The organism is Streptomyces sp. NPDC047049 (assembly GCF_040643995.1).
GTDB classification, from domain to species: domain Bacteria; phylum Actinomycetota; class Actinomycetes; order Streptomycetales; family Streptomycetaceae; genus Streptomyces; species Streptomyces mooreae.
Map to the genome: position 1 here is coordinate 77,709 of NZ_JBEYVM010000009.1, position 25,033 is coordinate 102,741.

Sequence of the window (25,033 nt, forward strand, 5' to 3'; positions counted from 1 at the left end):
GTGGCGCCCCGCCCCCGTGGACCACACGTAAGTGTCAGCGCGGGCAGGTGGCGACCTTGTCCGGCAGCTTTCCGCCGACCAGATACCTGTCGACGGCGCGGTCGGTGCACGTGGACGGATTCTCCGAGGCGTACGCCGCGTGCCCGTGGCCCTTGCGTACCAGCAGCGAGCTGTGGGCCAACTGCCGGTGCACCTCCTGCGCGTTGGCCAGCGGAGTCTGCTTATCGTTGGTGTACGACACCAGCAGCACCGGTGCCGCCCCGGATGCCTTGATCGGTTCGGCCGCGCCGGTGGGGGCGACCGGCCACGTCGCGCAGTCGATCATCTGCCAGGCCAAGGAGCGCCCGAACAACGGCGACTGCCTGGCGAACGCGTCGGCGGTGTCAAGCATCTCCTTCGGGGACTTCGGCGCGGACGGCGAGTCCAGGCACAGCACCGCCGGCATGCTCGCGGACTCGTCTTCCTCGGCCTTCTCCTCCTGCGGCGTCGGCTTCCCGCCACCGCTGCCGCCGGCCGTCTCCTTGTCGAAGCGCTCGAAGGCGGCCCCGTCCCCGTGCAGGGCGGCGACCAGCGCCTTGGTCAGCGGCTTCCAGCTCTCCTTGTCCGTCACCGCCGAGTCCAGGTACATGGACAGGTTGGCGTCGGTGAATGCCTCGCCGTCCGGTCCTCGCAGTGGCTTCCGCTCCAGCCTCTTGGCGAACCCGGTGACCCTCCGCAGAATCTCCCCGGCCGTGCTTCCCAGACGGTCGTCCCCGCGCGCGACGAGATTCTGGGCGTAGCGACGCATCGCGTCATCGGAGGTCTTGGCGTCGCGGCGGGCGACGTGCTGCATGTCGGCCGCGGGGTTGACGACACTGTCGAGCACCATCCGGCCCACCTTGCCGGGGAACAGCTTCATGTACTGCTGGCCGAGGAAGGTGCCGTAGGAGAAGCCGGTGTAATTCAACTTGGCATCACCCAGGACCGTACGGAGCACGTCCAGGTCACGCGCGACGCTCACGCTGTCCATGTGCGCGAAAACAGCGCCGCTGGCCTTCTGGCAGGCCTGACCGCGCTTGGACGCGTCGGCGAACGCCTTCTCGGCCTGCGCCTCGGTACGCGGCGGGTTCTCGGGCTGCTGCGGCACGCCGTCGGGGCACTTGATCTGCCCGGAACCGGCTATGCCCCGGGGGTCGAAGCCGACCAGGTCGTAGCGAGACCGGGCCTGGGGGCCGGCCTGCCAGTTTCCATCGGCCACGTCGGCCGCACCGCCCGCGCCGGGCCCGCCCGGGTTGTAGAGCAGTGATCCCAGCCGACGGCTGGGGTCCTTTGCCCGCACCCGCGACACCCGGAGTTCGACGGTCTTCCCGTCCGGGGCGGCGTAGTCCACCGGCACCTTCACCCAGCCGCATTCGGCGCCGGGTACGGCCTTGGCGGTGACGTCCGCACCGCAGGCCGTCCACTGGATCTTCTGCTGTGTGAAGCGCGCGGGCAGCACCGGGGCGGACGTGTTCCCGCCCCTGGCGTGGTCGGGCTGGGACGCCGCGGCGCCACCGAGGGCGCAGACCGTCGCCACCAAGGTGGTGCCGGTCAGCACACCGGCCGTCAGGGCCATGGACTTGCGGGGAATGGGCATCGCCGTTCTCGCTCTCTCGCTGGTCCCGGGAAGGATGCGCACAGGCGTCACGGCGGCGCTATCGGCCCCGTCACAATCGCACACGGGGCATACGCAGCGTCGACGACGGGATCACCCATCGCCATCAGCCCGAGTGACACCGGCCACTCCTGATCACTCGGGGGATGTGGCGTTCCACTCAGCGTGTGCACCTCCTGGGGCCGGTGCCCCAGGAGGTGGCGGAACCTGACTCTCGGCGGCAGCCGGCCCCGGGGGCCTCAGGCCACGGCGGGTGTGTAGTGGGCCGCGTCACCGCCTTCGAGGGCGCGGCTGGAGGTGCCGTCGATACCCACCGGGACGTCCCCGGCGACGGTCACCCGGTGCAGCAGGCGCGGAAGGTCTCCGTAGTCGTCGGGCGCGTAGTGCTGGGTGCTGCGGTTGTCGAAGAGGACCAGGTCACCGGGCGTCCAGGTGATTCGGACGATGTTCTCCGGCCGCGTCACATACGACTGGAAGATGCGCAGCAGGTCCCGCGACTCGGAGGGGTTCAACCCCTCGATGGTCTGCGCGAAGCCGCCGATGAACAGGCCGCGCTCCCCCGTCTCGGGGTGCACGCGTACCACCGGGTGGGCGGTGCGGTACGTGCGCGAGACGAACTGCTTGCGGTGCTGGGCCGCCTTGTCGGTCTTCGGGGCGGCGTAGTCGTAGGCGTTGGTGTGCACCGCCCACAGCTTGTCCGCGAGCTCGCGCAGCGGCTCGGGCAGGTCCCGGTAGGCCGCGGCCGAGTTGGCGATGAGCGTGTTGCCGCCGTAGGGCGGGACGACGATGCTGCGCAGGGTCGACGCCTTCGGGGGTGTGCGGACGAAGGTGACGTCGGTGTGCCAGTGATTGGCGCGGATGCCCTCGTCCCCGTCGACGGGCAGGATGTTGGGCTGCCCGTCCACGGAGGGCACCGTGGGGTGGGCGGTGGTGAGTTCACCGAAGAGGGAGGCGAAGCGCAGTTGGGCCGCATCGTCCAGATGCCGGCCGCGGAAGACCAGCGCCTTGTGTTCCAGCAGAGCCGCGTTGATCTCGGCGACGATGCCCGGGTCGAGGTCGGCGGAGAGGTCGGCGCCGACGATCTCGGCGCCGATGCGTCCGCCGATGCGGCGGATGTCGAAGCCTGTGCTGGTGCTCATGCGCGTATTCCTTTCGAGGGTTTCGGCAATCTCAGGAGGTGAGGGCAGGGGTGGGGGCAGGGAGGACCCTGGAGTTCGTGGGATTCAGGTGGGCCGAGGCAGCGGCGTCAGCTCGTCGCGGGGACCCGCCATGAGCTGAGCCGCTTCTCCACGGCCACCAGCAGCTGGTTGAAGGCCACGCCGATGACGGAGATCGTGACGATGCCCGCATACATCTGCGGAATGGCGAAGTTGTACTGGGACGCATTGATGAGATAGCCCAGCCCGGCCTTGGCGCCGACCATCTCGGCGGCGACCAGGACGACGATGGACACCGCCCCGGCCAGCCGGATTCCGGTGAAGATCGTCGGCACCGAGGCCGGCAGGATCACCTTCTGGAACAGCCGCGGCGCTGACAGGTCCATGGACTTCGCCAGCCTCAGCAGGGTGGGATCGACGGTGCGTACCGCACTGATGGTGTTGAACAGGATCGGCCATGCGCAGGCGTAGACCACGATGGAGATCTTCGACGTCTCGCCGATGCCGAGGAGCAGCACGAACACCGGCAGCAGGGCCAGGGCCGCGGTGTTGAGGAAGACCTGCAGCAACGGGTTGAGGAGATCGGCGACGGGCCGGTACCAGCCGATGAGCAGGCCCAGCGGTACGGACACGGCCACGGCCGTGCCGAATCCGGTGAACGAACGCACCAGACTCGCCTGTGCGTTGTCGGCGAGCTGGCCGTTGGCCACCAGTCCCCACCATGCCTCGGCGACCTCGCTGAAGGGCGGCAGGAAGGTCCGGTCCACCAGTCCGAAGCGGGGCGCCAGCTCCCACCCGAGCAGCAGGGCGACGATCGCCGCCGACTTGGTGACGCCGGTCAGTACCGCGCGCAGGATGCGGGGCAGCACGGGTGGGCGGCGGGGCCTCGCCCTGCCCGGCGCGATCGGCGGGGCGTTCGGCGGGGCGGCAGCGGGCTCCTCCGTGGTCACACCGCTTGCGAGGCTCATACAGAGACCTCCTCCTTCTCCAGCAGTTGGGTCCTGGTCACCTCGTCGTGCAGCAGCGTCCAGATCTCGTGCCGGTACCGTGCGAACTCGGGACTGGACCGCAGGTCGTCCGTCTTTGTGCGGGAGTCGAAGCCGATGGGTACGACCTGCTTGATGCGGCCGGGCCGGGAGGTCATGACGGCCACCCGTCGGCCCAGGTAGACGGCCTCCTCTATGCCGTGGGTGATGAAGACGACGGTCTTTCGGGTGCGCTGCCAGATGCGCAGCAGCTCGTCCTGCAGCGACTCCCTGGTCTGGGCGTCCAGTGCGGCGAACGGCTCGTCCATCAGCAGGACGTCGGGGTCGTAGGCGAGAGAGCGGGCGATGGCCACGCGCTGGCGCATACCGCCCGACAGTTCGTGCGGGTGGCGGTTCTCGAATCCGGTGAGCCCGACCAGGTCCAGGTACTCGCGGGCACGCGTCGCGCGCTCACGGCGTGGCACGCCGGTCGCCTCCAGGCCGAACTCGACGTTGCCCAGGGCGGTGCGCCAGGGCAGCAGGGCGTACTGCTGGAAGACGATGCCGCGGTCCAGGCCGGGTCCGGTCACCGGTTCCCCGTCCAGGAGGATCCGTCCGCCGGTCGGCCGGGCGAGCCCGCCCAGCAGTTCCAGGAGCGTGGACTTGCCGCATCCGCTGGGGCCGACCACGACGACGAACTCCCCCGCTTCGATCCGCAGGTCGACACCGTCGAGAGCGGTGAACTCACCGTCGCCGTGCGCCGGGCCGCGGCCCTGGGCCTTCCCCTTCTTGGCGGGAAAGGTCTTGCGCACCTGGTCGAACTCGATCTTGGGTGTGATGGCATCCGACATGCGATCAGCTCCCGCTCTTGGAGGGCGTCTTGGCCGTGGAAGGCTTGGCCGTGGACGGCTTGGCCTTCCGGCTGTACGCGTTGAACTCGTTGGTGTAGAGATCCGACGCCTTGACCTGGCCCTTCTTGATGTCACCGCGCTCGCTGAGCCAGTCGATCCACAGCTGGAACTCCTTGTCGGTGATGCGTCCGGCGGTCTCGGCGACGCCGAAGGACTTCCAGTACTTCAGCGGAGCCGTGCCCTCGTTCCGGCCACGCTTCTTGACGATCTCGATCTGCCGGGCGATGACCTCGTCCCGTGGTGTGGCGCGGGCCCACTCGATGGCGCGCGCGATGCCCGTGACGAAGGTGCGCGCGGTGTCGGGGTTCTCCTTCAGAAATCGGTCGTTCAGCACGTACGTACCGGCGGAGAAGTCGCCGAGCAGCTGGTAGTCGGTGAACAGGGGCTTGAGACCGCCGGTCTGCAGGGCCTTGTCACGCAGGATGTCGCCGAGGACGCCCACCTGGATCTGTTTCTGCCGCAAGGACTGCTCGGTGTTGACCGGGGGCACCACCAAGGGTTCGACCTTCTTGATGTCCGCCTGCGACAGTCCGTGGCGTTGCAGGTAGATGTCGAGCATGGCTTCGGAGTGCGCGCCGAGGGTGTTCATCCCGACCTTCTTGCCGATCAGGTCACGGGCCGAGTGGACCGGGCTGCCCTTGAGTACGTAGAAGCCGTTGTAGGCGGCCTTGTCGACGCCGTAGTAGCTGATGACCGCCGTGATGGGAGCTTTTCTCGCAGCGAGTTTGACGACGGCTCCGTTGAACGCGCCGCCGAAGTCGACCTGCCCGGTGGCCGCCGACTGGATGTCCTGTGGCCCGCTGATCGTGTTGCCGACCCACTTCAGCTTCACGTCCTCCAGGAAGCCGAGATCTTCGGCCAGTTCGGGCAGGATGACGGCCCCGGCCCACCCCTGGTATCGCAGGGTCTTGGTCTGGTCCTTGGCCGCAACGCCGCCTCCGGAGCCGCAGCTGACCGCGACCGCCGAGAGGCCCAGCAGGGTGAGGAACTGTCGTCGGCTCGACGAGGTGATCAGCGTGCCCATGGAAAGGTCCTGTTCGCGTGGTGGGTGGAGCGCGGTGGAATGCGGTGGTTCGACGGTGGTGCGCATCGGCAGCGCCCGGGTGAAGCCCTTCGCGGCCTGCCAGAACCGCAGTCCGCAGACCGCAGCTCCGCTTCCGGCGGACATAGAGGCCCCTGGTGCGAAAAGGGAAAGGGAAGGGCGAAGGGCGAAGGGAGAGGAAAGGAAGAGGAAGGGAAGGGGCAAGGGAAAGCCGCACGCACGGTGGGGTGGGAAACACATCGGCCCGTGCGCCGAAACCCGGGAGAATCCAAGTGGGTACGCGGCGACAATCACCGAGCGACGAGGAGAACCCGGGCAGACAAGTGCACCGGGCCCCGGCTCAAAGGCCGCTTAAGGGCCGCTCAGGGGGCGCTCAGAAGCTGAGGGCGCCGGCCGCTTGAAGACAGGCCCTAGAAACCGGCGGCACAAATGGCACTGGCCTGGCGTCGCAGATCGACGTGCAGGCGTGCGGTGAAGTTCTCCGAATGGCTCACACTTGGGAGGCTGGCAGCGAAATTCAGCCACGTCAATGCGGTGAGAGCCCTTGTCTCACGTGCTGATTCTCCTGCCATGCGCGCGCAGCATTACGTTCACAATCGCCGCCGCCCGACGACTACCAGGTGCTGTCGCCTCGCAGGACGGCCTCGGCACCGCCGTCGATGAAGATGACCTGGCCGGTGACGTGTGAGTTCTCCGGGGAGGTCAGCCAGGCCAGCAGCGGGGCAATCTGTTCAGGACGCGCGTGGCCGTGCAGGCGCATCGGGACGCTCGTGTCGACGACTTTGCGTATACCGGCATCGGCGAGCATGCCCTCCGTCATCGGCGTGACGACCGTGCCGGGGGCGACGCCATTGAGCGGGATGCCGGCGGCCGCCCAGTCACCGGTGACCGCCGTGCGACGGAGCCAGCGCGCGAGGGCAGCCTTGGACGAGGGGTAGATCGCATAGCCCTCGCCCCGGTCGATGGCGGCCTGAGCCGCGGCAACGGTCGCCTCCTCGTCCCCGGAGAGCGCGGCGTCGACGATGGCGGTGTCGTGCGGGTGGACGGAAGTGACCGAGGAGACCAGGACGGCGCGCGGCTCGGTTCCGGCGGCGAGCAGCGGGCGCAGCCCTTCGAGAGTGGCGACCACGCCGAAGTAGTTGACCTGGACGGTGGCCGGAGCGAAGTGCGCGAGGCCGGCGCAGGCGATGACGGCATCAAGCCGGCCGACGGTCAACTCATGTGCACGGTCGACCAGTTCCGTACGGCCTTCGGGGGTGGCGAGGTCCGCGGAGATGTCGGCGCCTTTGAGATCGGCGCCGATCACGGTGTGGCCTCGTTGGCGGAGGTGGGAGGCGGTGGCCTTGCCTATGCCGGAGGCGGCTCCGGTGATGAGGTAAGTACGCCCCGAGGCGCCGGAGGTACGGGAGGCGCGGGAGGCAGGAGAGGTACGGGACATGGTCGGCTCCTCGCTGATGTGCCCGGGTGGCCCGGGTGGCCCCTTGGAATGACATAGCGCACGCCGACCTGTCCTCGTCTGACCCCAAGTCGTCGGTCTCTTAAGGGTGTTCAGGGATCCGACCTATCCGACCGGTCCGGCGGAGCCAACATACCTCTTTTTTGACACGTCGTGCCAAGTAGCTGGTCCGTGACAGAATCGCCGCATGCGGCAACAGGAACAGGCGCAAGAGCAGGGGCAGGACCGCACGGCGAGGAGCGACGGATGACGGCGTCGCGCGGGAGGCCGTCGCTGACCGAACGGCGGCGACAGGAGACCCGGCTGGAGATCGCGGAGACCGCGGCCACCCTGTTCTCCGAGCAGGGGTACGACGCGACCACGGTCGAGGACATCGCCTCGGCTGCCGGTATCTCGCTACGCACCTTCTACCGCTACTGCGCGGCGAAGGAGGACGCACTCACTCCCCTGCTGACCGCCGGCCTCGGCCGGCTCGTCGACACGCTGGCCACATGGCCGGCCGATGAACCGCTGACCGGCGCGGTGCAGGCGGCGTTCGACGCACCGGCCTCACCCCCGCACCTCGCGGACACGGAGCGCGCCCGTCGACTGGTGCGCGTCATGGGCGGCGTACCGGCGATTCGGATGCGGTGGCTGGCCGCCGGGCGGGACCTGCAGGACCGGTTGCTGCCGCTACTCGCGGCCCGCACGGGAGCGCCACCGGACAGCCTCGAAGTACGACTCCTGACCACCACTCTGCTCGACGCGATCCACATCGCCCTGGAGTACTGGGCCCAGCAGGGCGAACCGGAGGGCATCGCCGAGCTGACGCGTCGGGCGCTCGACTATCTGCGCATCGATGAGCTGGAGTGAGGCTGCGACAAGACCCTGAAACCGGCTCCCCCTGCATATCGGGAGATTTTTACTCTTGTCCTGAATTGGGGGATTGCGTGTATCGTCCTCAGAGTCAGTTCCGGCACGCGAGGGAACTGGGAGACGCCATGAAGAAGATCATCGCGATAGCGTTCATCACTGCTCTGCTCGGCGCCGGAAGCGCCGGCGCCGCCTCCGCGGCCACCGCGTCGCCGGGGCCTCCCCCACCAGGCCGTGACCTCGTCACCACGACGTTCCACTGTCCCCGCCCGCACGGCACCTTCAGGATCACGGCGGACCCCTGGGTGATGGGCCAGTACGAGTGGTATTACGGAGAGCACGGCTGCACGTACACGTCGTAGCCACCGCCACCGGCTCCCCCGCGGTCACGGTCACGGTCACGCTCGGCCGTCGGCATGGCGGTGGTGCCGCCCAGAACGCCGGGCGGTAGCCGGTCCTTGCTCCGACAGCCGGAGGAATCCGCTGGGGCGAAGCCCCCTCCCGCTCACGTCACCCTCGTCCTCACGTCCTTCTCGCCCTCACGTCCTACTCGTCCTCACGTCCCTCTCGTCCTCACGTCACCGGCATCGTCCCCGTCCCCGACGGCGTCAGGACAGCGGCCGCCAAGCGGTCACGGAACCAGCGGTGTCCGGGGTCGCTTGAGTTGCGGGGGTGCCAGGCCATCCCGAGGTCGAGAGGTGCCAGGTCGAGCGGGATGGGGAAGGTGCGCAGCCCCAGTGCGGAGGTGGTGTCGGGGAGCCAGTCGGCCAGGGTGAGGGCGACGAGGTCGGTGTCCCGGGCGAGCATCATCGCGCTCGTATGGCTGGGTACCACGACCGCGGTCCGGCGCCGCAGGCCGAGTTCCGCGAGTGCGCTGTCGATGGGCCCGAGGCGCTTGCCGAGCCGGGAGATGCCGATGTGGTCGGCCGCGGCGAAACGGCGGGCGTCGATCCGCCCGTCGAAGAGGGGATGACCGCTGCGGGCGATGCCGACCAGCGTCGTCCGGGCGAGCTGTCGGGTCCGGATCTCCGGGTCCAGGTGTCCGAGGACGCCCAGTTCGACGTCCACCCAGCCCTGCCGCAATGCGGGGCCGCCCTCCAGTGCCTCCGGCAGGAAGACCACGTCCACGTGCGGAGCCTCCGCGTGGACCTGGTCGGTCAGGGCCCCGGCCAGCCCCGCCAGGAGCAGGTCGGCGGCCTGCACGGTGAAGGTGCGCTGGAGATGCACGGCATCGAAACCGGCACCGGGCCGCAGGACGTTGTCGCAGCGGCTCAGCAACCCGCCCACCTCATCACGCAGTTCCAGGGCGCGCGGGGTCGGGACCATCCCCTGGCCCGCACGGACCAGCAGGGGGTCGCCGACGGCACGGCGGAGCCGGGCCAGCGTGCGGCTGACCGCTGCGGGTGAGGTACCGAGTCGCTCCGCGGCGCGGGTCACGCTGTTCTCCTGGAGCAGGGCGTCCAGGGCTCGCAGCAGGTTGAGATCCATTGACACTCCTGAGCTGCACTTTTACGGATGGGTCAACTATTGGGTGCCAATCTTTGCATTGCTTCGGAATTCTCTCGCGCCGAGAGTGGAGGAGTCCGCGAAGACGCGTGACGTCCCATCCGCCCCGTTCAAGGAGCTCTTGGTGCAGTACTCCCCCCGTGCCGGCCGAGAAGGCGATGTCCTGGCCGTGGTCAGTCAGAGCGGGCCTACAGTCTCGTTCTTCGACGCCGCCTCCGACCGGCACCTCGGTGCGGTCGAAGTCCCCGCCCAGCCCCACGAGTTGTGCTTCGACCCGACGCAGCGGCTGCTGTGGTGCACCACCGCGTATCACTCGGGCTACTACCACGCGAACAGCGGACGTCGCACCGAGGTGACCGTCATCGACCCAGGCACCCGCCGCATCGTCGAGGTCGTCGACCTCGCTCCGGAACACGGCCCGCACGGGCTGGCGTTGGACCCGGCCCGTCGACGCCTGTACGTCAGCGTGGAGGGCTCTAAGGACCGGCCCGGCGGTGTCGTGGTGATCGACACGGAGACCCGGCGGCCCCTGGGCAGGATCGGCACGGACGCCCCCGGGCCGCACTGGTTCGCCATCGATCCGGCGGGAAAGACGGGTTACGCCACCAACAAGGAAGCGCCGTTCGTATCGGTCGTCGACCTCGAACGGGGAGCCCTCACCGCGAAGGTCGAGGTGCCGGGCAGTGAGGGACTTGCCGTCTCCGCCGACGGCACGCACGTCTTCGTCGCCTCGCCCTACGCTGGTTCCTTCTCCGCCGCCGAGGAGCGGAAGCCCACCGGCATCCGGGTCATCGATGCCCGGACGGCGTCCGTCGTCGACATGCTGCCCACGGAGCACATCGTCCTGCCGGTGCACCTGACGGCAACGGGGAAGCTGCTCGTGGGCGAATCGCCCATGGCACCCGACCCGGGCTCCCGGCTCGGACGCCCTGCGCCGGGCCGGCTCACGGTGTTCTCCGCCGACACCCGCGAGCGGCTGGGCGAGGCCGAGGTGGGGTTCTTGCCGCTGACCATCACCTCGTCACCCGACGGCCGGATCGCCTATGTGGCCTGTGTCGGCTCCTCCACCGTCCACCTCGTCGACCTGGACACACTGCGGAGCCTGGCCCGGCTGGACATCGCCAAGCTCGGCGAGCCCGGTGCCCACGGCCTGGCCTACATCCCGCGCCCGGCCTGAGGCACGCAGGGTTGCCGTTGGCGCTGTCCCGTGGCCGGGAGCGAGCGACCCGTGGCAACCCGAGGGGCCGAACGCAAGGGGCCGGCTCGCCGAAGGTGTCGGCGGGCCGGCCCCCGGAACCGCTCGGTCAGGCGGCCCGGACAGGCCGCTCAAGGCGTGCCGGAAGGCCTGCGCGGAATCGGCGGTGGCGCCGCCGACTCCGGTCCGCCGCCTCCGGTCCGCCGCCCCGATCAGCCACCCCGGTCCACCGTCCGGCGGCTCCGGTCATCGTGCGGCCCCCTCCCCCGGTGCGCCGCCGGGCGGCGGACAGTTCTCGGCGATCTTGTACTTGAGTGCCTGGGGGTAGTCGTGCCGCCCGAGCCGCACCCGTACGACGATCGGGCCCTGGTTGATCGTGTCGGTGGGCTCGGCGATCCGCTGGAGCAGGGTGGCGAGTTCGTCGTGCGTGCGGACGCTGGCGCCGTTCATCGGGTGCTTGGCGGAACCGAAGACCTCCGCAAGCTTCTCGTACCGCCAGGGGTGCAGTTCGTTGTAGAACTCGGCGCCGTCGGAGGCCGGTGTCCCCTCCTGGTAGTAGCAGGGCTGGACGAGCATCTGCTCGATGCCGTAGAAGCCTTCGTTGTCCAGGACGAACACCACCGGGCGCAGACCGTGCCGCACATGGGTGGACATCTCCTGGCAGGTCTCCTGGAAGGAGCCGTCGCCGACGAAGACCAGCGGGCGCTTGTCGGCCTGGCGCCGGCCGAGCGCGACACCGGTGGCCGCGCCGACCGAATAGCCGATGGACAGCCAGCTGTTCTGCGCCACGTACGAGGCGCGCTCCGCCATCCGCAGGTTCATCGAGCCGATCAGCGCGAACGCGGCGTCGCACACCACCGTGAACGGGTTGGTGCGCTCGCCCCGGGACTCGCTGGTCTGCGCTTCGAGGAAGGCGTTGAGGTGCCGGAAGAGGCTGTCGTACGTCACGTTCTGCGGGTACGGGCCGCCGGTCTGGGAGTCCAGGTAGGCGGCGGTGCTGCCGGGGACGTCCAGCCCCTCGTCATGTGCGCGGGTGAAGTAGTCCGCCTCGAAGGCACCGCTTCCGAACTCGGCGACCAGGCGTTCCCGTAGCGCCGGAATGAACCGGGCGAGCTGCACATCGGGGAAGTACGAAGCGCCGACGTGCACACCGTCGTGGGCGGCGACCGCCCAGTCGTCGCCGATCGACCGCGCGCCGCCGAGGTTCTTCGAGGTCGCCCAGGTGCCCAGCCCGATGCGGCAGCCCGCACTGTTGAAGACCTCGGCGACCTCCGGACTGCTGGCCTTGCCGTTGTAGACGCCGGAGAAGCCCGGGGTGTACTCGGAGACCACGGACTTGGCGCCGATGGTGGTGCAGAACGGGATGCGGGTCTCGCGCACCAGCTTCTCGAACTCGTCGGACAGCCGGAAGCGGTCGATCTCCTCACCGGCCCACAGGATCGGGTTGCGGTGGTGCCGCACCAGTTCCATGCACGCCGTGACCGCCTGGTCGAGCATCCGCTCGTTCTTGGCGGTGACGGGCCGCTCCCGCCGCGTCAGCCGGCCCTGGGGTGCGGGACACCGCGCCCCCCAGACGTCATCCATGACCTCCAGATAGACCGGCCGGCGGTGGGAGAGGCACGCGGTGATCGCGCTGTCGATCTGGGTGGGGGCCAGACCGGGGTTGGAGATCGCCTGGGCGTCCACCGTCACCTGGCGGTAGACCTCCAGGTTGCTCTCAGGGCGCTGGGACATGTGCGAGGTGAGCAGGCCGATCGCCCGCTGGTTGAGCCACTGCTCGTAGGACGGCGCGGCGTTGATCGCGATCAGCGGCACGTACTCGGCGAAGCCCCCGCCGATCGCGTTGAGCAGGTTGAACGCGCCCACGCTGTAGGTGACAGCGACCGCGCCGATGCCCTGCTCGCCGAGTGCGATCTGCGCGTCGGCGGACTTCACCCGCGCATAACCATCGGCGGCCTGGCCCGCGCCCCCCTCGGTCGGGGTGCCCACCCAGCGCACCGTGGTCTTCTCGTGCAGGGTCGACAGGAACGGGCCCAGATGGTCGCCCGGAACGCCGAACAGATGGGTGATGCCGAGCTGTTCCAGCCTGAGGGCCAGGTACTCGGCGACGGTGCAGGTGTGTGAGGTGGTCATGAGGTCACCACGTCCTCTCGTGACGGGGCCGGCGGTGTGGCGCCTGCCCGGCTCTCTCGGGGTTCCGCGGTCCGCGCGGTGGCGGCGGCGCTCTCGTACGCCGCGGGAGACTCGTGAACGGCGAGGGCGGCTCGGACGGCCGTCTCCACCGCGCCTTCGATCCAGGCGTGTTTGAGCGAGACATGCTCACCGGCGAAGTGCACCGGTCCCTCGGTCCGGATCGCGTCGAGGTGGAAGCTGGTCATCTGATGCGGGGTGTAGACGGCCGCCTCACCACAGGCGTACGGGTCGCGCAGCCAGCTCTGGGTCTGGCCGGCGCCGGTGTAGAAGACCTCGATCCGGCGGCCGTGCACCGACTGGAGGTTGAGCAGGGCGTAGCTGTATCGCTCGGCGTCGTCGAAGGAGTCCCAGCGGGCCGCGTCGTCCGACCAGGAGTAGCCGGCCAGTACCACGCCTCCGCTGCTGCCGGGGACGGGGTGTGAGGGGTAGTACATGAAGCGGTTGGGGTTGTCGGTGGTGGAACCACCGCCGACCGCGTGGGTGGCCGGCCGTACGCCGCCGCGCAGTGTGGAGTTGCGGTAGTACTCCACCTGCTCCTGGCTGATGCGCTTCTCGTCCACGCTCGGATGGGCGCCGAGCAGGCCGGTGGGCAGATCCCGCACGTGCTGCGGCACGGACACCGCGGCCTCGGCGTCGTCCTCGCCCCACTGCTGGTAGTACTCGTACAGACCGGGCGCGATGGCGTCCAGCTCCCGCTTCCAGTCCTCCTCGGTGAATTCCCACCAGCGGCGGGAGAATTCCAGCAGCACCTTGGTGGCCTGGTCGTAGTGCGTCTCGATGACGGCGCGGCGCTTCTTGTAGGAGAACGGCGGGGTCACGGTGGTGAAGCGCAGGCTGGAGAAGGGGATGGTGACGATCGCCAGGTCACCGGTCCAGGTCTGCGGCTCGCCGTACGGATCGCCCTCGGGCACGGTCTGGATGGCGACAGCGGGGCCGCCGGGCCCGGCGAGCCCGCCCTGGTGGCCGTCGCGGCCCGGATCGTAGTACTCCAGCCGGACCATCCGCTGGCCCATCACGATCTGGTCCCGCAGATCCTTGGCGAGTGCTTCCGGAAGCTGCCGGCTGCCGCCCTCGATCTCCCAGTACGTGGCGGCGGGGTCGATGTCGCTGCGGCCCAGGAAGCTGTGGAAGAACGCGAGGTGCAGCCGCGAGGTCATGTTCTCGATCGTGCCGATCGCCTCGATGGCCTCATCGCTGAACCCGGCGTACTCGCGCAGGAAACGGCCCATCGAATAGCCGTCGAAGTCCCGGATGACCTCGGCCCAGCCGTCCAGCCACTCCTGGAAGGGCTTGTTGACCCGGGTCCCGTCGCTCCCCAGCACGGAGTAGTAGTCGCGCACCGGCTCCAGTGCCTGGTGGACCATCTCGGCGGCGGGCAGCCGCGCTTCGCAGCCGGTGAGGTGGAAGCCCTCGTTGATCGCGGACGGGTCCTTGGCGTACTGGGCGCGCCGTACCTGCGTGCGGTTGGTGCGGATCCAGGTGTTGTTGCGCTTGTCCGGGGCCCGGAACTCGGGGCTGGGGGCGCCGTTCGTCCAGACCTTGCCGTCCTTGAACGACTTGTAGATCACCGGGGGTAGCGGGGCGCTCTGGTTGCCGGTCGACGGATCGATGTCGACGTTGAAGAACAGCCGCCGCTTCAGGCCGAGTTTGTCGATCAGCGCCAGGGTCAGCGGATGGAAGCTGGGCAGGCGCATCGCCCCGGCCTCCGCGTACTGCGCGGGGTCGGTGAAGGGCGGCGGCTCACCCTTCTTCGCGTGGAAGGTCTTGATCCGGCCGCCGACCCGGTTGGCATTGGCCTCCAGGATCGTCACCTCGTGCCCGGCGCGGGTCAGCAGGTCACCGGCGACCAGGCCGGCGATGCCCGCTCCGACGATCAGGATGCGCTTGGGGTCGACGGCCGGTTCCAGCCCGTTGTCGATCAGTACGTCGAGATAGCGCAGCTTGAGGTCTTCATTGGCCGGCTCGGGACCGACCAGCAGAAGTTCACGGGCGAGCTGCTGATAGGTCTTCTCGGTGGCCCGCTCGGCCCCGGTGTGCTCAGGGCGGCGACCAGGGCGGATGTCGTTCATGACCGTTCCTCGATGGTGGTCACTTTTCTCCTTCGCTGGGACTTCGGTGCCTTGGCGCTTCGGTGCTTTGGCGCTTCGGTCTTCGGTGCTTGGGTCTTCGGTGCTTCGGAGCACCAAGGGGCTTCGCAGGAGGGCGAATCCGGCTCCTGAACACGCGGACGTGGAAAGGGACGCAGAAGTGGAAAGAGACGTGGAGTTGGACGCGGGAAAGGAACAAGGGCACGCCGAAGGCAGCCGGCGCACTGCTGGTGGCGGCTTCTGGCGCCAGCCCAGCACCGAATGAACCACCTCGCAGAAGCACAGTCGTCAAACGGAGCACCGGATCACTCGAAACGGCGAGTCCGACTCGGATTCCGTGTAGGACGCCGCACAGGGGTCAGGTCGGGGAAGCGAGGGACCCGCTGTTTGTCGGATCCCCTGCCATCCGCGAGCACACGCGCGGGGAGAGGGGAAACCGAGAAGGAACCGCCCGACGGCCACCGCCCCAGGTCAGGCGCCAATCGTGGTGACGCGGCAGGCCGGTGCAGTGACGCCACGCAGGCCGTACAGTCCAGCAGGGACGGGTACCGCACCGGCGCGCACCCCGATTCGGAGGATTCCGTTCCGACATCGGCGCACGGTCCGAGGGGGGCCGGTGAGACCGGGGAGGCCGGCCGGGTGAGCAGTGCTGTTGACGAGGGGCCCTTGCGCGGTCTCCGTGGGGGCTGCGGGCGGCCTTCGGGCGCGGAGTCCGGGTGCGGGATCCCGTACGCGAACTCGCCCTCGCCCGACAGGCCAGTAGCCGAAGACCACGACCAGACCGCAAGGGATCGTGACCGCAACGCCCGTCGGCCACGGGCCGGGGCAGCCCGGCCAACACCTGCCGCAGCCGCGGCACATCCATGGAAGTGTGACGCCGCCGCGAACGCTTCCCGCCGGACATCGTGAGGCAGCAACTCGTGCCCCACGGCCTTCGTGCTGGTCACGTGCCTCTTGGGCCGGAGCACAGGATCAGACGGAGGCCGTTTTCACGTATGCGGAATCCCGGTACGAGCGATCATGTTCGGGTCATCGTTCGGTAAGCCCGAGTCAACAAGATCAAACGTCCTCTTCGGGTCCCACGTGGCGAAGAACTGTCTCGTGCCCGCCCGCGGCGACGAGCCCGTCGATGACCTTGGCCATCGACGGCGCACCCGCGTCGCGGACGATGAGGCCGTCCCAGCACCACCAGTAGTCGCCTTCTGGTTCGCCTGCCTGCCGCCGGCGGTCCATGATTCGGTGCACCTCATCGAGAGTGAACACGGTTCCGGACCAGCGATCGCCATCATCGCGGATGACCCACATGTCCACATTGCAGACCTCGTCGAGGTCCTCTCCCGCACCGGGCACGAAACAGATCTCGTAGCCGTCACGCCTGACTCGGTAAAAGGGGCCGTCCCACATGTTCGCTCCGTAGCGCTCTGCCGCACGCCGCCTTCATGAACCAAGCCGGACGGCCGACCAGTACACCCCGCTTCACCTGAAGGGCGTAGCAGACATGGCAGGTTGAAGAACAAGCCTAGAGACTGTCCCGTATCACCGTAAGGTCCAGGGGCGGCAGCTGACGCAGCTCGGACCCGGCCGCGCTCATGGCGGCGCCGTAGCGCGAGGTGCCCAGGAGCTCCGTCAGGGCGTCGGCGATCTCGCCGCGGCTCGCCGTGATGTCCAGCGCCCGCCCCAGGCCGCGGCGGGAGAACGCGGCGGCGTTGTCGGGCTGATCGGCGAGAACACCCAGCCCCAGGACGGGCGTTGCCCCCTGCACCGCGTCGAGCAGGGACGCCCGGCCTCCGTGCGTCACGAACAGGTCGGCCCGGTGCAGCAGGGCGGGTTGTGGGGCGTGCTCGACGACCTTGATGTGAGGGCTCTCGCTCGGCAGGTGCTGCGCGAGATCTCCCGCGGACACGATCGCGTCGCAGTCGATTGCACGGAGTGCGGCCATGATCTCCTTGTATACGTTCTCGACGGTGGCGCGCAGGCCGGACATCGCGGTGGTCAGGGTGCCGAGGCTCACGTAGACGAGCGGGCGCGACGGACGGGAGGAGGGGGCCCGACACTCAGGGAGGACGGTGCGGAAGTCCGCGACGGTGCGTCGGACCGCGCGCGCCGAGGGCGGGGGCGTCGCGTAGAACCAGTGGACCGGTGCGGGGGTGAGCATCGGGGGGAGCGTGGGGGTGTCCTGCTCGTGCTGCTTGCAGAGGGGAAGCAGCACGGGCGCGATCTGGGTGTCCCAGAGATTCAGGAGCACCGGCCCGAGGCCGTTGTCCGCTGCGAGCAGGGGTAGTTGCAAGACCCTGGCCGCGAGGTGCGCGCCGAGGTCGCTGCACTCGGCGATCACCAGGTCGGGTGGCTCCTGTGTCCACGAGGTGAGCAGGTCATGGGCCTTCGCCTCGGCCTGCTCGGGCCAGAGGTGGCCGAAGACGTACCGGTTGAAGGAGGCGTTTCCGTACCTCTGCCAGACCTCGCTCGCCGCCTGTTGGACGCCGGGATCGCATGTCCAGTTCGTACCGGCGACACGGAACTCCACCCCGCGCCGCCGGGCTTCGCGGCGGAACATGAGGGGAGCGTGGAGCGTGACCTGGTGGCCCTGCTCACGGGCCGGGCAGGTGACGTAGTCCAGCGCGGACACGTGCGAAGGTATCGGTTCAGCGGTGATCGCTATCCGTAAGGCCACCAGGGCACTCCCAGCTCTTTTCATCGGGTCAACGCCCGGGTGGGACAGCAGCCTTCGGCCATCAGCCGTGCCGCGCCGTTACGTGCCTCGGTGGTCCGGCCGCTCATTGCCGAGGCGGCTCTGAGCCTGCGGCATGCTCCGTCCCAGCTGCCACCAGCGACGGGAAGTTCGGGATACGGGAACATCCGAACCAGCCGTGACCAGCGGATATACGCGTCACCTGGAACGTTGAAAGGGAACGCCGGGGACACAGTTCGCCGCCCTCAACCGTCGCCGGTACGCGGGCGGCTCACCCCTTCGCGTCACTGGGCTTCGAGGAGATCGACGGACGGCAGGAACGGAAACCGGACCGACGTGGAGAGACACGCTGACGCACGTGCACCAAAGGGCCTCCGGCCGCTGCCCGCTAGTTCTGCCCCGTCGGCACAACGGCCCCTCGGAGGCCCGCCAGCAGGGCGTCCAGTGCCAGGTCGAAGCGGGCCTGGTGGTCAGCCGGCGTGCCGAGTCCGCCGGCGACCGCTTCGGACAGGGTGGGGTACGCGGCGAGGTCGAGGTCATCGTCGGTGGGCCGCTCAGGGTGGCCGGGGGTGTCAGCTGCTTCGGCAAGGCAGTGTCCGATCACCAGCGTGGTGACGGAGTTGACGACCCGCAGGGCCTCGACGGGTGCGATCCCGGCGCGCCCCAGCGCTGCTGCCGTGTCCTCAACTGCCTGTAGGGCTACGGGGGACCGGACGGGGCGCGTGGCGACCAGTGCGATCACTCCCGTATGCCGGAGCAGTTCAGACCGGAAGGCGACGGCAAACTCCTTCAGGCGCAGGGGCCATTCATCCGCCGGCCCGTCGAAGGAGGGACGCACGGCCGAGACCACCAGCTCGACCAGGCCGTCAAGCAGGGCGGCCTTGTTGGGCAGGTAGTGGTAGAGGGTCATTGCCTCGACGCCGAGCTCGGCGCCCAGGCGGCGCATGGACAGCTTTTCGACGCCGTCCCGGTCGGCGGCTTCCAGAGCCGCGCGCAGCACCTTGGCGCGGGTGAGCCCCACCCGCTTGCTGGTCGTTCCCATTCGCCGGCAGCTCCCTTGACTTTCTTACGCCGTAAGGCGAAGGTAGCACGCAGCCGAAACCTTACGACGTAAGAGAAAGGGTGAGGGGCATGGTCACCACCCACGAGAACAAGCAGCTCGTCACGGACTTCTTCACCGCACTCAACCAAGTCCGCTTAGCCGATCTGGGCAACTACCTGGCGGCGGACGTGGTGGACCACAACAAGGTCATCCACGGTGAACCGGATGAGCCCGGCGCAGCCTTCGCGGCCATCGCCACCCAGCTCTCGGCGCTGGCGCCCTACCACGCACGGATCGACGAACTGATCGCCGAGGGCGACAAGGTCGTCGCCCGGGTCACCCAGAGCGGGGTCAGCTCAGGTGCTCACCCCCGGATGCCCGTGCCGACCGGCCGCAGCTTCGAGAACGAGGCGATCTTCGTCTTCACCCTCACCACCGGCCGGATCAACGAGATCCGCGGTGTCTCCGACCGGCTCGGCCTCTTCCTGCAGTTGGGGTGGGACTGGCCGACCGTCGATTGACCGACCGGCAGTCGATGCAGGAGGAGCGTGCGGCAACGGCGTGGCTGGCGTCAGCCCCGACGTCGAAGCCGCGCGGACAGGTGGTGCTGCAGCGGCCGGCCGACCGCTGCGAGGTCGTGGACGAAGGTGAGGGTGTCCTTGTCGGTGAGGGCGTAGCGGCGGCGGGTGGCGGTGACCTCCTTGGCGGTGGGGGTGAGAGCCACCTCGTGGGTGGAGAGGTCGACCGTACTGTCGTCGGCGCGGCCGACCGAGATCTCCGCGATGCCGGTGGGCTGGGTGATCAGTGCTTCCACCCGCCCTTCCGGCTGCAGCCGCCACCAGCCGCTCTCCCTGGCCGACGGGCGCAGCGGGGCACCGTCCGGATCGAGCAGCCAGGCGCGTGCCTCGTAGTGGAGGAAGGGACGCCCGTCATGGCTGAAGGTGACTTCCTGCGCGTAGGTGAACTGCTCGTCGAGCGTCGGGTACTCGCCGCGCCCCTGTCCGGCCCAGGTACCGAGGAGCCCGAGCACCGGAGCGAGCAGGGCGTGCGGCGCCGGTGCTTCGTCCGGTCGAAGGGCGTCGGGGTACGGGGGCTTCTGTGCGTGGTCGAACATGAGGGGTGCTCCTGGGCCGAGGCTGTCGAGGCTGGTGCCGGGGGCAGCAGCCTAGCCAGGCACGCAGATCTTCGCGGAAGACCGTGGAGCTGTGCCGGACCGTCATGCCCATCCGTAGATACAGGTCGAGCGCGCCGGTGTCCGCGTGCGTCCACAGGGTGCAGGAGCGCCGGCCCGCCCGGTGGAAGGCGCGGAAGGTGTGGCGTAGCAGGAGCCGGGCGATGCCTGGCCGCGCAAGATCGGCCGCGACGGCCCCGGCGTCTCAGCCCGGATCCCGCACGATGCGCCCCACGCGCCTTACGGTTCCTCTCGGGCAATTCGCCGCAGGCGGGATGGATGGAGTGATCGACATGATGTGCGCGGCGGCAGCCGACGGCGGCGGGGCCGTGCCTGCTCCGGAGCGGCCCCCGGAGTCCGGGCGGCAGTCCTTGGCGCCCCTGCTGGCGGTGTGCGCCGGGTATTTCATGGTGATCCTGGACGTGACGATCATCAACGTCGCTGTGCCGGTGGTGGGCCGGGAGCTGTCGGCCTCGCTCACCGGCATTCAGTGGATCACCGACGGGTACACCCTGGTTTTCGCCGGGTTTCTGCTGACCGGCGGGGCGCTGGGCGACCGGCTGGGGAACCGTCGCGTCTTCTGCACGGGCGTGGCCGTGTTCACCGCGTCCTCGGCCGCGTGCGCGCTCGCGCCGAGTGCCCCGTTCCTGATTGTCGCCCGGTTGGTGGAAGGGCTCGGCGCGGCGCTGATCGTGCCCGGCTCCCTGGCATTGCTCCAGCAGGCCTACCCGGCAGCCGCCGCACGCTCACGGGCCTTCGGGCTATGGGGTTCGATGGCGGGTATCGCGGCGTCCGCCGGGCCGTTGCTGGGTGGACTGCTGGTCTCCACCGCGGGCTGGCGATGGGTGTTCCTGATCAATCTGCCCGTTGGCCTGGCCTGTCTGGTACTGACGCTGCGGCAGGTGGCACCCTCGCCCCGCCGCGCCGGCCGGGCCTTGGACTGGCCGGCGCAATGCCTCGTCGTGGCGGCGGTGGCACTGCTGACGGCCGCCCTCAACGAGGCCGGACGTCGCGGCTGGTCCGATCCGGCCGTGCTCGCGGGGCTGGGCCTGTCCGCCACGGCGGTCGCGGCACTGCTGACGCGCGAGCGGCTGGCCCGGTCTCCCGCCCTGCCACCGCGCCTGCTGCGGTCACGTGCGATGAGCGGCGGAGCCCTGATCGGCCTGCTGTTCAACTTCGGTTTCTACGGCATGGTGTTCACCGCCAGCCTGGATTTCCAGCACCAGCGCGGCTACAGCGCCCTCGGCACCGGCGCGGCCCTCTTCCCGGCCGTGGCGATGACCATGTTCGCCTCCGTCCTGTCCGGGCGGCTGACCCGCACCACCGGCGATCGTCCGCTGGTGGTCTGCGGCATGCTTCTGGCGGCCCTGGGGCTGGCGGGCTGGGCCGCGGCGGGAGCCGCCCCGGCCTACCCGCTGCTGGTGCTCCCGATGATGGCCGCGGGCTTCGGCACCTCCTTCGCCCTCACCGGCTCGACCTCCACCGTGATGGGCGCCGCGCCTGAGGAGTACTCGGGAACCGCTTCCGCGCTGTTCAACACCACCCGCCAGATCGGCAGCGCCACCGGGGTTGCACTCGGCGGCACCTTGCTCGCCACCGCCGCCGACTACAACGCGGGGACACGCCTGAGCATGGCGATTGGCGCGCTCGCCTACCTGGCCGCCGCAGGCCTCGCGTGGCGGTGCGTACCGGCAAAGCCCGGAAGGTCTCAGAGGAGCAAAGGGCATGCCTGGCCGCGGCGGTAGGCGGTGGTCGGTAGTCGGCGGTCGGTAGGCGGTAGTGGGTGGTCGACGGTAGGCGGCAGGCGGTCTGCGGTATACGGACGCCGAGCGGCGAGACGAAGGCGGGGGATCCTATCCGACAGGCATCGAGCGTCAACCGCTTTTGCGCATCATCGCTGAATCGATTTCTTTGCCCCATGCAAAGATTAGCGTGGCTCATGCCCCAGCAGTCCGCTGCGCCACAGCGCTCGTCAGCGCATTGTCGCGCACTCCAGGAGGCATGATGAAGTCTCATGCTCGCAATGTCAGGCAGCCGGCCGGCCGTGGCCGGGTGATCACCATCACCGTCGCTCTCATCGCGGTCATCGCCACCGTATCCGTGTGGCTCGCCCAGCGAGACAGCTCCGCCGACGAGGCGGTCTCCGCCCACCTCCCGGCAGCAGAGGCCGGCCCGGCGGCCCCTCCATCGGGTAACACCGGGGCGGTCACGGCGCTGGACAAGACCTTCCTCACCAAGGTCCGGCAGGCCGGGTTGTGGGAGATACCGGCCGGACGGCTCGCGCAGACGCACGCCTCGAGCGAAGCCATCAAACGCGCCGGTATGCATCTGCTCGAAGGGCACAGCAAACTCGACCAGCTGGCCCGTGAGGACTCCGATGCGCTGAACGTACCGATCCCCGATCAGGCCACTGCCGAACAGCAGGGCTGGATCGCCCAGTTGAAGAACGCCCAAGGCCGCGCCTTCGACCAACTCTTCGTGGACCTGTTGCGGGCCTCCCACGGCAAGATCTTCATCACCATCGGCGAGGTCCGGGCATCCACCAAGAACACCCTGATCCGGCGGCTGGCAACGCAGACGAACAACACCGTTCAGGACCACATGGATGTCATGGAGGACACCGGTCTGGTCAAGGACTCCACCCTTGATGACGTCGCCTCAACCATTCCCAAGTGAGCAAGACGCCAGGTGGCGGGCCAGCGGGCCAGCGGGCCAGCGGGCCAGCGGGCCGCAACGATTCCGGCGACCGCCTCGCCGGGCGCCCCTTGACGCTTCAGCCGAGTTCGCCTCGTCGCCGTCCCGGTTCCACCGGCCTCAGTCACCACGCTGCGCCGAGGCGTCGGTCCACCCCAGCGGATGCAGCTCCAGACCATGCGCGGGCGGCTCACCACCCGCCTCGTTAAGAGCGGTCAACGCCTTGATGAGAGCGGCCCGCTCACCGGGGGCCAGCCGTTCGACGATCTCACTGATCTCGGCGCGGCGTCGGCGGGTGACATCCTCAACGGTGCGACGCCCCTCCCCCGTGAGCGTCAGCAGGGTCTCGCGACGATTGCCTGGGTTGATCTGCCGGTCTGCCAGGCCGGCCGTGATGAGCCGGTCCACCATGCGCATCGCGGTCGAAGGGGCGACCTGGAGCAGTTCCGCGAGGACGACCAATTTGGTGGCTCCGCGCGTGGAGAGAACCATCAGCATCCGGAACTGCGGCAGCGTCACCCGCTCCTCGACCGCCGCCAGCGAACGCGCGGACACCGCGACCAGCAGTCTCGACGCCGTGAGCACCGCACGGGTCACCGCATCCACATCATTCACGTCCCCCGCAGGGGCTTCACGCTCGGCCATCCCCCCTTTCTATCGTCCTTCGAACGCTGCCCACTCACTCGACCGGCCTTGATGCCCCGTTTTGACAGCAAGGGCCGTCGCGTGTGGCGCAGTTGCCGACCGGCAACCACGCCTGGGCAGCGCCATCGGCGGACTCTTCCCCACCCTGGCCGCTGCCGCCCAGCGCAGGGCTTCGCCCGCTTCCCTCGTCCAGCAGATCGCCCAGGCGCAGCGCCACCAACGCTGAGCGCCGCAGCCGGCCGCCACGGAGCCGAGCGCGCGCCCGAGTACTTCCGGGCGCGGCATGCCCTGTCCTCGATGTGTTGCGGTGGCCCTGGTGCGTCATGCGGATCAGGGCGTCCGCCGCAAACGTCGTTTCAGTGGGAATCCTGCAGGGCGCGGAACGAGTCGAACCAGACGGTGGTCCGCCCGACCTTTCCGTTTTCCTTCCGGACGGTGCGGTTCGCGTACAGGGGGTTGAGAATCCACGGCTTCTTGTGAGCGCCCCAGCCCGTCTGCATGGATTTGATCTGCGTCACCCCGTAGGTCGCCACCGCGAGCTTCCCGGTCTCCCGGAACATCCGCATCTGCTGCGTCAGATAGTCCTTGTGGGGCGCGAACCACGGACTCATCGCGAGGAAGTCGTCCCACCTCTTCTGGGGGAAGGGCTTCTCGATGGCATTGCCGATCACCTGCCACACGCGGGTGTTCGGGGGCACCTTGTACTTCTCTGCGTAGGCCGCCGGGATCTTGTCGCCCATGTGCTGTTCCCAGAGCTGTACCAGGGAGAACTCCGTGGCGAGAAATTTCTTGTTCTTGTCCAGGCGGGACACGACGTACTGGACGTACTTGCCGGCCGCCTCCAGGGAGTCAACGTGCGGATGGATGTCGAGGCCTTCCAGCTCCGGCTTCCTGTTGACGAAGGTGACCCACCGCTCGGTGGCCGGCGTACGCCCCTCCTTCGTGTCGAGGTGATTGAGAGCACCCATGTACAGGCGGGTCCGGCAGCCGTGCGGGAACTTCTTCCCGCGGTAGTCGATGACGTGCTCGGCGACGTGCTCGTAGAACACATTGAGGCGTGCGTCGCGCTCGTCTTTCCCGGTCTCGAGGAAGGGCTCGTTGCCGATGGTGAGGATGTCCATCTTCCCCATGACAGCGTCCAGCACCCGGTCCACGCGCTTCAGCTGCGTTGCCATCTCCTTGCTGCCCACCTTGGGAAGCGACTGCCCGAGGGTCAGGAAGGGGAACTTCAGGGAGAGGATCGTCCGGAAGTCCTTCCCGCTCGCGTCGAGCAGCCTGGCGATGGATTGCTGCTGGGCCGGGGGGTTCGCGTCGAGGTCGTCCGTCATCGGGACGAAGCCGCGCACCCACTTCGCCGAAAGGGCGCTCACCTCGGCGAAATCCATGTCGGAGGGATCTTCGTTGAAGTTCACCCCGAGCGCGCCGTCCGGCGCCTCGCCGATGGGTGCGCTGCCGCTCCGCGCATTCGTCTGCGTATTCGTCTGCGAACTCCCCTCGCCGCTCGCCTCCTTACTGCCCTGGGGATTGCAAGCCGCTGTGAGGAGGGCCGCGCCGGACACTCCCAGCAGCCAACGACGCGAGGTCGGCCTCACGAGGGATGGCGTACCGCGCGTGTCAGGTTGCGCGGACGACTCGTACCGCATTGCTGTTCTCCGATTCTGGTGACGTCATCGCCGGCTGTTTTCCCCCACCGTCGCCGCCTGTGGCGCGCCGGCCGGGCGGGCGTCGCTGAACTGCCCTTGCCGACAGGCAGCCTTGTCCTGCACGCGACGCCCCGGTGCCGGTCCTTGCATGA

Annotated in this window: 23 protein-coding genes; 7 read left to right on the forward strand and 16 right to left on the reverse strand. The window is 68.9% G+C overall.

Going from position 1 to position 25,033, the window contains the following annotated elements; translation table 11 throughout:
• Window positions 1–34: 34 nt before the first annotated feature.
• The 7 genes from ABZ851_RS21215 to ABZ851_RS21245 form a co-directional block, all read right to left on the reverse strand.
• Window positions 35–1,615, reverse strand: a complete 1,581-nt coding sequence (locus ABZ851_RS21215) for an alpha/beta hydrolase (RefSeq protein ID WP_361129781.1) — start codon at window positions 1,613–1,615, stop codon at window positions 35–37.
• Between the two features lie 257 nt (window positions 1,616–1,872).
• Entirely contained in the window at window positions 1,873–2,772 is a 900-nt protein-coding gene (locus tag ABZ851_RS21220) for a TauD/TfdA family dioxygenase (RefSeq protein ID WP_361129784.1), read from the reverse strand.
• Window positions 2,773–2,879: 107 nt separating this feature from the next.
• The gene (locus ABZ851_RS21225) at window positions 2,880–3,758 is read right to left on the reverse strand and encodes an ABC transporter permease (RefSeq protein ID WP_361129787.1); all 879 of its coding nucleotides are present in this window, start codon (window positions 3,756–3,758) and stop codon (window positions 2,880–2,882) included.
• On the reverse strand, window positions 3,755–4,606 hold the full coding sequence (locus ABZ851_RS21230) for an ABC transporter ATP-binding protein (protein ID WP_361129790.1): 852 nt from the start codon (window positions 4,604–4,606) through the stop codon (window positions 3,755–3,757). Before ABZ851_RS21230 ends, ABZ851_RS21225 begins: the two co-directional genes overlap by 4 nt.
• A gap of 4 nt (window positions 4,607–4,610) precedes the next feature.
• Complete coding sequence (locus tag ABZ851_RS21235; RefSeq protein WP_361130181.1) at window positions 4,611–5,690, reverse strand: ABC transporter substrate-binding protein; 1,080 nt, start codon at window positions 5,688–5,690, stop codon at window positions 4,611–4,613.
• 428 nt (window positions 5,691–6,118) lie between these two features.
• Window positions 6,119–6,280: a putative leader peptide gene (locus tag ABZ851_RS21240; RefSeq protein WP_361129792.1), complete on the reverse strand. Its 162-nt coding sequence runs from the start codon at window positions 6,278–6,280 to the stop codon at window positions 6,119–6,121.
• A 41-nt stretch (window positions 6,281–6,321) separates the two neighbouring features.
• The gene (locus tag ABZ851_RS21245; RefSeq protein WP_361129795.1) at window positions 6,322–7,146 is read right to left on the reverse strand and encodes an SDR family oxidoreductase; all 825 of its coding nucleotides are present in this window, start codon (window positions 7,144–7,146) and stop codon (window positions 6,322–6,324) included.
• Between the two features lie 264 nt (window positions 7,147–7,410).
• Between ABZ851_RS21245 and ABZ851_RS21250 the strand changes: the two genes are divergently transcribed.
• A complete protein-coding gene (locus ABZ851_RS21250) occupies window positions 7,411–8,016 on the forward strand; it encodes a TetR family transcriptional regulator (protein ID WP_361129798.1) in 606 nt (201 codons plus the stop codon).
• 128 nt (window positions 8,017–8,144) lie between these two features.
• Window positions 8,145–8,378: a hypothetical protein gene (locus ABZ851_RS21255; RefSeq protein WP_361129800.1), complete on the forward strand. Its 234-nt coding sequence runs from the start codon at window positions 8,145–8,147 to the stop codon at window positions 8,376–8,378.
• Window positions 8,379–8,589: 211 nt separating this feature from the next.
• On the opposite strand, the gene ABZ851_RS21260 is transcribed toward ABZ851_RS21255, so the two are convergent.
• Window positions 8,590–9,504: a LysR family transcriptional regulator gene (locus tag ABZ851_RS21260; RefSeq protein WP_361129803.1), complete on the reverse strand. Its 915-nt coding sequence runs from the start codon at window positions 9,502–9,504 to the stop codon at window positions 8,590–8,592.
• Between the two features lie 142 nt (window positions 9,505–9,646).
• Here ABZ851_RS21260 and ABZ851_RS21265 point away from each other — a divergent pair, with 142 nt between their 5' ends.
• Window positions 9,647–10,699, forward strand: a complete 1,053-nt coding sequence (locus ABZ851_RS21265) for a YncE family protein (protein WP_361129806.1) — start codon at window positions 9,647–9,649, stop codon at window positions 10,697–10,699.
• A gap of 264 nt (window positions 10,700–10,963) precedes the next feature.
• Here ABZ851_RS21265 and ABZ851_RS21270 read toward each other — a convergent pair whose 3' ends face one another.
• The 5 genes from ABZ851_RS21270 to ABZ851_RS21290 all read right to left on the reverse strand — a co-directional run bounded on the left by ABZ851_RS21270 (window position 10,964) and on the right by ABZ851_RS21290 (window position 18,728).
• Window positions 10,964–12,850, reverse strand: a complete 1,887-nt coding sequence (locus tag ABZ851_RS21270; RefSeq protein ID WP_361129809.1) for a thiamine pyrophosphate-binding protein — start codon at window positions 12,848–12,850, stop codon at window positions 10,964–10,966.
• Entirely contained in the window at window positions 12,847–14,979 is a 2,133-nt protein-coding gene (locus tag ABZ851_RS21275; RefSeq protein WP_361129812.1) for an FAD-dependent oxidoreductase, read from the reverse strand. The genes ABZ851_RS21270 and ABZ851_RS21275 overlap by 4 nt, the downstream gene beginning before the upstream one ends.
• A gap of 1,077 nt (window positions 14,980–16,056) precedes the next feature.
• Window positions 16,057–16,401: a hypothetical protein gene (locus tag ABZ851_RS21280; protein WP_361129815.1), complete on the reverse strand. Its 345-nt coding sequence runs from the start codon at window positions 16,399–16,401 to the stop codon at window positions 16,057–16,059.
• 115 nt (window positions 16,402–16,516) lie between these two features.
• Window positions 16,517–17,623: a glycosyltransferase gene (locus tag ABZ851_RS21285; protein WP_361129818.1), complete on the reverse strand. Its 1,107-nt coding sequence runs from the start codon at window positions 17,621–17,623 to the stop codon at window positions 16,517–16,519.
• A gap of 451 nt (window positions 17,624–18,074) precedes the next feature.
• Complete coding sequence (locus tag ABZ851_RS21290) at window positions 18,075–18,728, reverse strand: TetR/AcrR family transcriptional regulator C-terminal domain-containing protein (RefSeq protein ID WP_361129821.1); 654 nt, start codon at window positions 18,726–18,728, stop codon at window positions 18,075–18,077.
• 89 nt (window positions 18,729–18,817) lie between these two features.
• On the opposite strand from ABZ851_RS21290, the gene ABZ851_RS21295 reads away from it, so the two are divergent.
• On the forward strand, window positions 18,818–19,249 hold the full coding sequence (locus tag ABZ851_RS21295; protein ID WP_361129824.1) for an ester cyclase: 432 nt from the start codon (window positions 18,818–18,820) through the stop codon (window positions 19,247–19,249).
• 50 nt (window positions 19,250–19,299) lie between these two features.
• Here ABZ851_RS21295 and ABZ851_RS21300 read toward each other — a convergent pair whose 3' ends face one another.
• Window positions 19,300–19,842 carry an FABP family protein gene (locus tag ABZ851_RS21300; RefSeq protein ID WP_361129827.1) on the reverse strand — a complete coding sequence of 181 codons (543 nt, stop codon included), beginning with the start codon at window positions 19,840–19,842 and terminating at the stop codon, window positions 19,300–19,302.
• A 428-nt stretch (window positions 19,843–20,270) separates the two neighbouring features.
• On the opposite strand from ABZ851_RS21300, the gene ABZ851_RS21305 reads away from it, so the two are divergent.
• Together ABZ851_RS21305 and ABZ851_RS21310 are read left to right on the forward strand one after the other, a co-directional pair.
• Window positions 20,271–21,644: an MFS transporter gene (locus ABZ851_RS21305; RefSeq protein ID WP_361130184.1), complete on the forward strand. Its 1,374-nt coding sequence runs from the start codon at window positions 20,271–20,273 to the stop codon at window positions 21,642–21,644.
• Between the two features lie 259 nt (window positions 21,645–21,903).
• Window positions 21,904–22,575, forward strand: a complete 672-nt coding sequence (locus ABZ851_RS21310) for a DUF4142 domain-containing protein (RefSeq protein WP_361129830.1) — start codon at window positions 21,904–21,906, stop codon at window positions 22,573–22,575.
• Between the two features lie 138 nt (window positions 22,576–22,713).
• On the opposite strand, the gene ABZ851_RS21315 is transcribed toward ABZ851_RS21310, so the two are convergent.
• Window positions 22,714–23,238: a MarR family transcriptional regulator gene (locus ABZ851_RS21315; protein ID WP_361129833.1), complete on the reverse strand. Its 525-nt coding sequence runs from the start codon at window positions 23,236–23,238 to the stop codon at window positions 22,714–22,716.
• 61 nt (window positions 23,239–23,299) lie between these two features.
• Between ABZ851_RS21315 and ABZ851_RS21320 the strand changes: the two genes are divergently transcribed.
• Window positions 23,300–23,464 (forward strand): hypothetical protein, encoded by a 165-nt coding sequence (locus tag ABZ851_RS21320; protein ID WP_361129836.1) that lies wholly within the window; start codon window positions 23,300–23,302, stop codon window positions 23,462–23,464.
• A 130-nt stretch (window positions 23,465–23,594) separates the two neighbouring features.
• On the opposite strand, the gene ABZ851_RS21325 is transcribed toward ABZ851_RS21320, so the two are convergent.
• Window positions 23,595–24,830 (reverse strand): hypothetical protein, encoded by a 1,236-nt coding sequence (locus ABZ851_RS21325; protein WP_361129839.1) that lies wholly within the window; start codon window positions 24,828–24,830, stop codon window positions 23,595–23,597.
• Window positions 24,831–25,033 lie beyond the last annotated feature (203 nt).

Coding starts and splice junctions, on each gene's coding strand:
- ABZ851_RS21215 (WP_361129781.1), bottom strand. CDS start 1,615: ATGCCCATTCCCCGCAAGTCCATGGCCCTGACGGCCGGTGTGCTGACC.
- ABZ851_RS21220 (WP_361129784.1), bottom strand. CDS start 2,772: ATGAGCACCAGCACAGGCTTCGACATCCGCCGCATCGGCGGACGCATC.
- ABZ851_RS21225 (WP_361129787.1), bottom strand. CDS start 3,758: ATGAGCCTCGCAAGCGGTGTGACCACGGAGGAGCCCGCTGCCGCCCCG.
- ABZ851_RS21230 (WP_361129790.1), bottom strand. CDS start 4,606: ATGTCGGATGCCATCACACCCAAGATCGAGTTCGACCAGGTGCGCAAG.
- ABZ851_RS21235 (WP_361130181.1), bottom strand. CDS start 5,690: ATGGGCACGCTGATCACCTCGTCGAGCCGACGACAGTTCCTCACCCTG.
- ABZ851_RS21240 (WP_361129792.1), bottom strand. CDS start 6,280: ATGGCAGGAGAATCAGCACGTGAGACAAGGGCTCTCACCGCATTGACG.
- ABZ851_RS21245 (WP_361129795.1), bottom strand. CDS start 7,146: ATGTCCCGTACCTCTCCTGCCTCCCGCGCCTCCCGTACCTCCGGCGCC.
- ABZ851_RS21250 (WP_361129798.1), top strand. CDS start 7,411: ATGACGGCGTCGCGCGGGAGGCCGTCGCTGACCGAACGGCGGCGACAG.
- ABZ851_RS21255 (WP_361129800.1), top strand. CDS start 8,145: ATGAAGAAGATCATCGCGATAGCGTTCATCACTGCTCTGCTCGGCGCC.
- ABZ851_RS21260 (WP_361129803.1), bottom strand. CDS start 9,504: ATGGATCTCAACCTGCTGCGAGCCCTGGACGCCCTGCTCCAGGAGAAC.
- ABZ851_RS21270 (WP_361129809.1), bottom strand. CDS start 12,850: ATGACCACCTCACACACCTGCACCGTCGCCGAGTACCTGGCCCTCAGG.
- ABZ851_RS21275 (WP_361129812.1), bottom strand. CDS start 14,979: ATGAACGACATCCGCCCTGGTCGCCGCCCTGAGCACACCGGGGCCGAG.
- ABZ851_RS21280 (WP_361129815.1), bottom strand. CDS start 16,401: ATGTGGGACGGCCCCTTTTACCGAGTCAGGCGTGACGGCTACGAGATC.
- ABZ851_RS21290 (WP_361129821.1), bottom strand. CDS start 18,728: ATGGGAACGACCAGCAAGCGGGTGGGGCTCACCCGCGCCAAGGTGCTG.
- ABZ851_RS21295 (WP_361129824.1), top strand. CDS start 18,818: ATGGTCACCACCCACGAGAACAAGCAGCTCGTCACGGACTTCTTCACC.
- ABZ851_RS21300 (WP_361129827.1), bottom strand. CDS start 19,842: ATGTTCGACCACGCACAGAAGCCCCCGTACCCCGACGCCCTTCGACCG.
- ABZ851_RS21310 (WP_361129830.1), top strand. CDS start 21,904: ATGAAGTCTCATGCTCGCAATGTCAGGCAGCCGGCCGGCCGTGGCCGG.
- ABZ851_RS21315 (WP_361129833.1), bottom strand. CDS start 23,238: ATGGCCGAGCGTGAAGCCCCTGCGGGGGACGTGAATGATGTGGATGCG.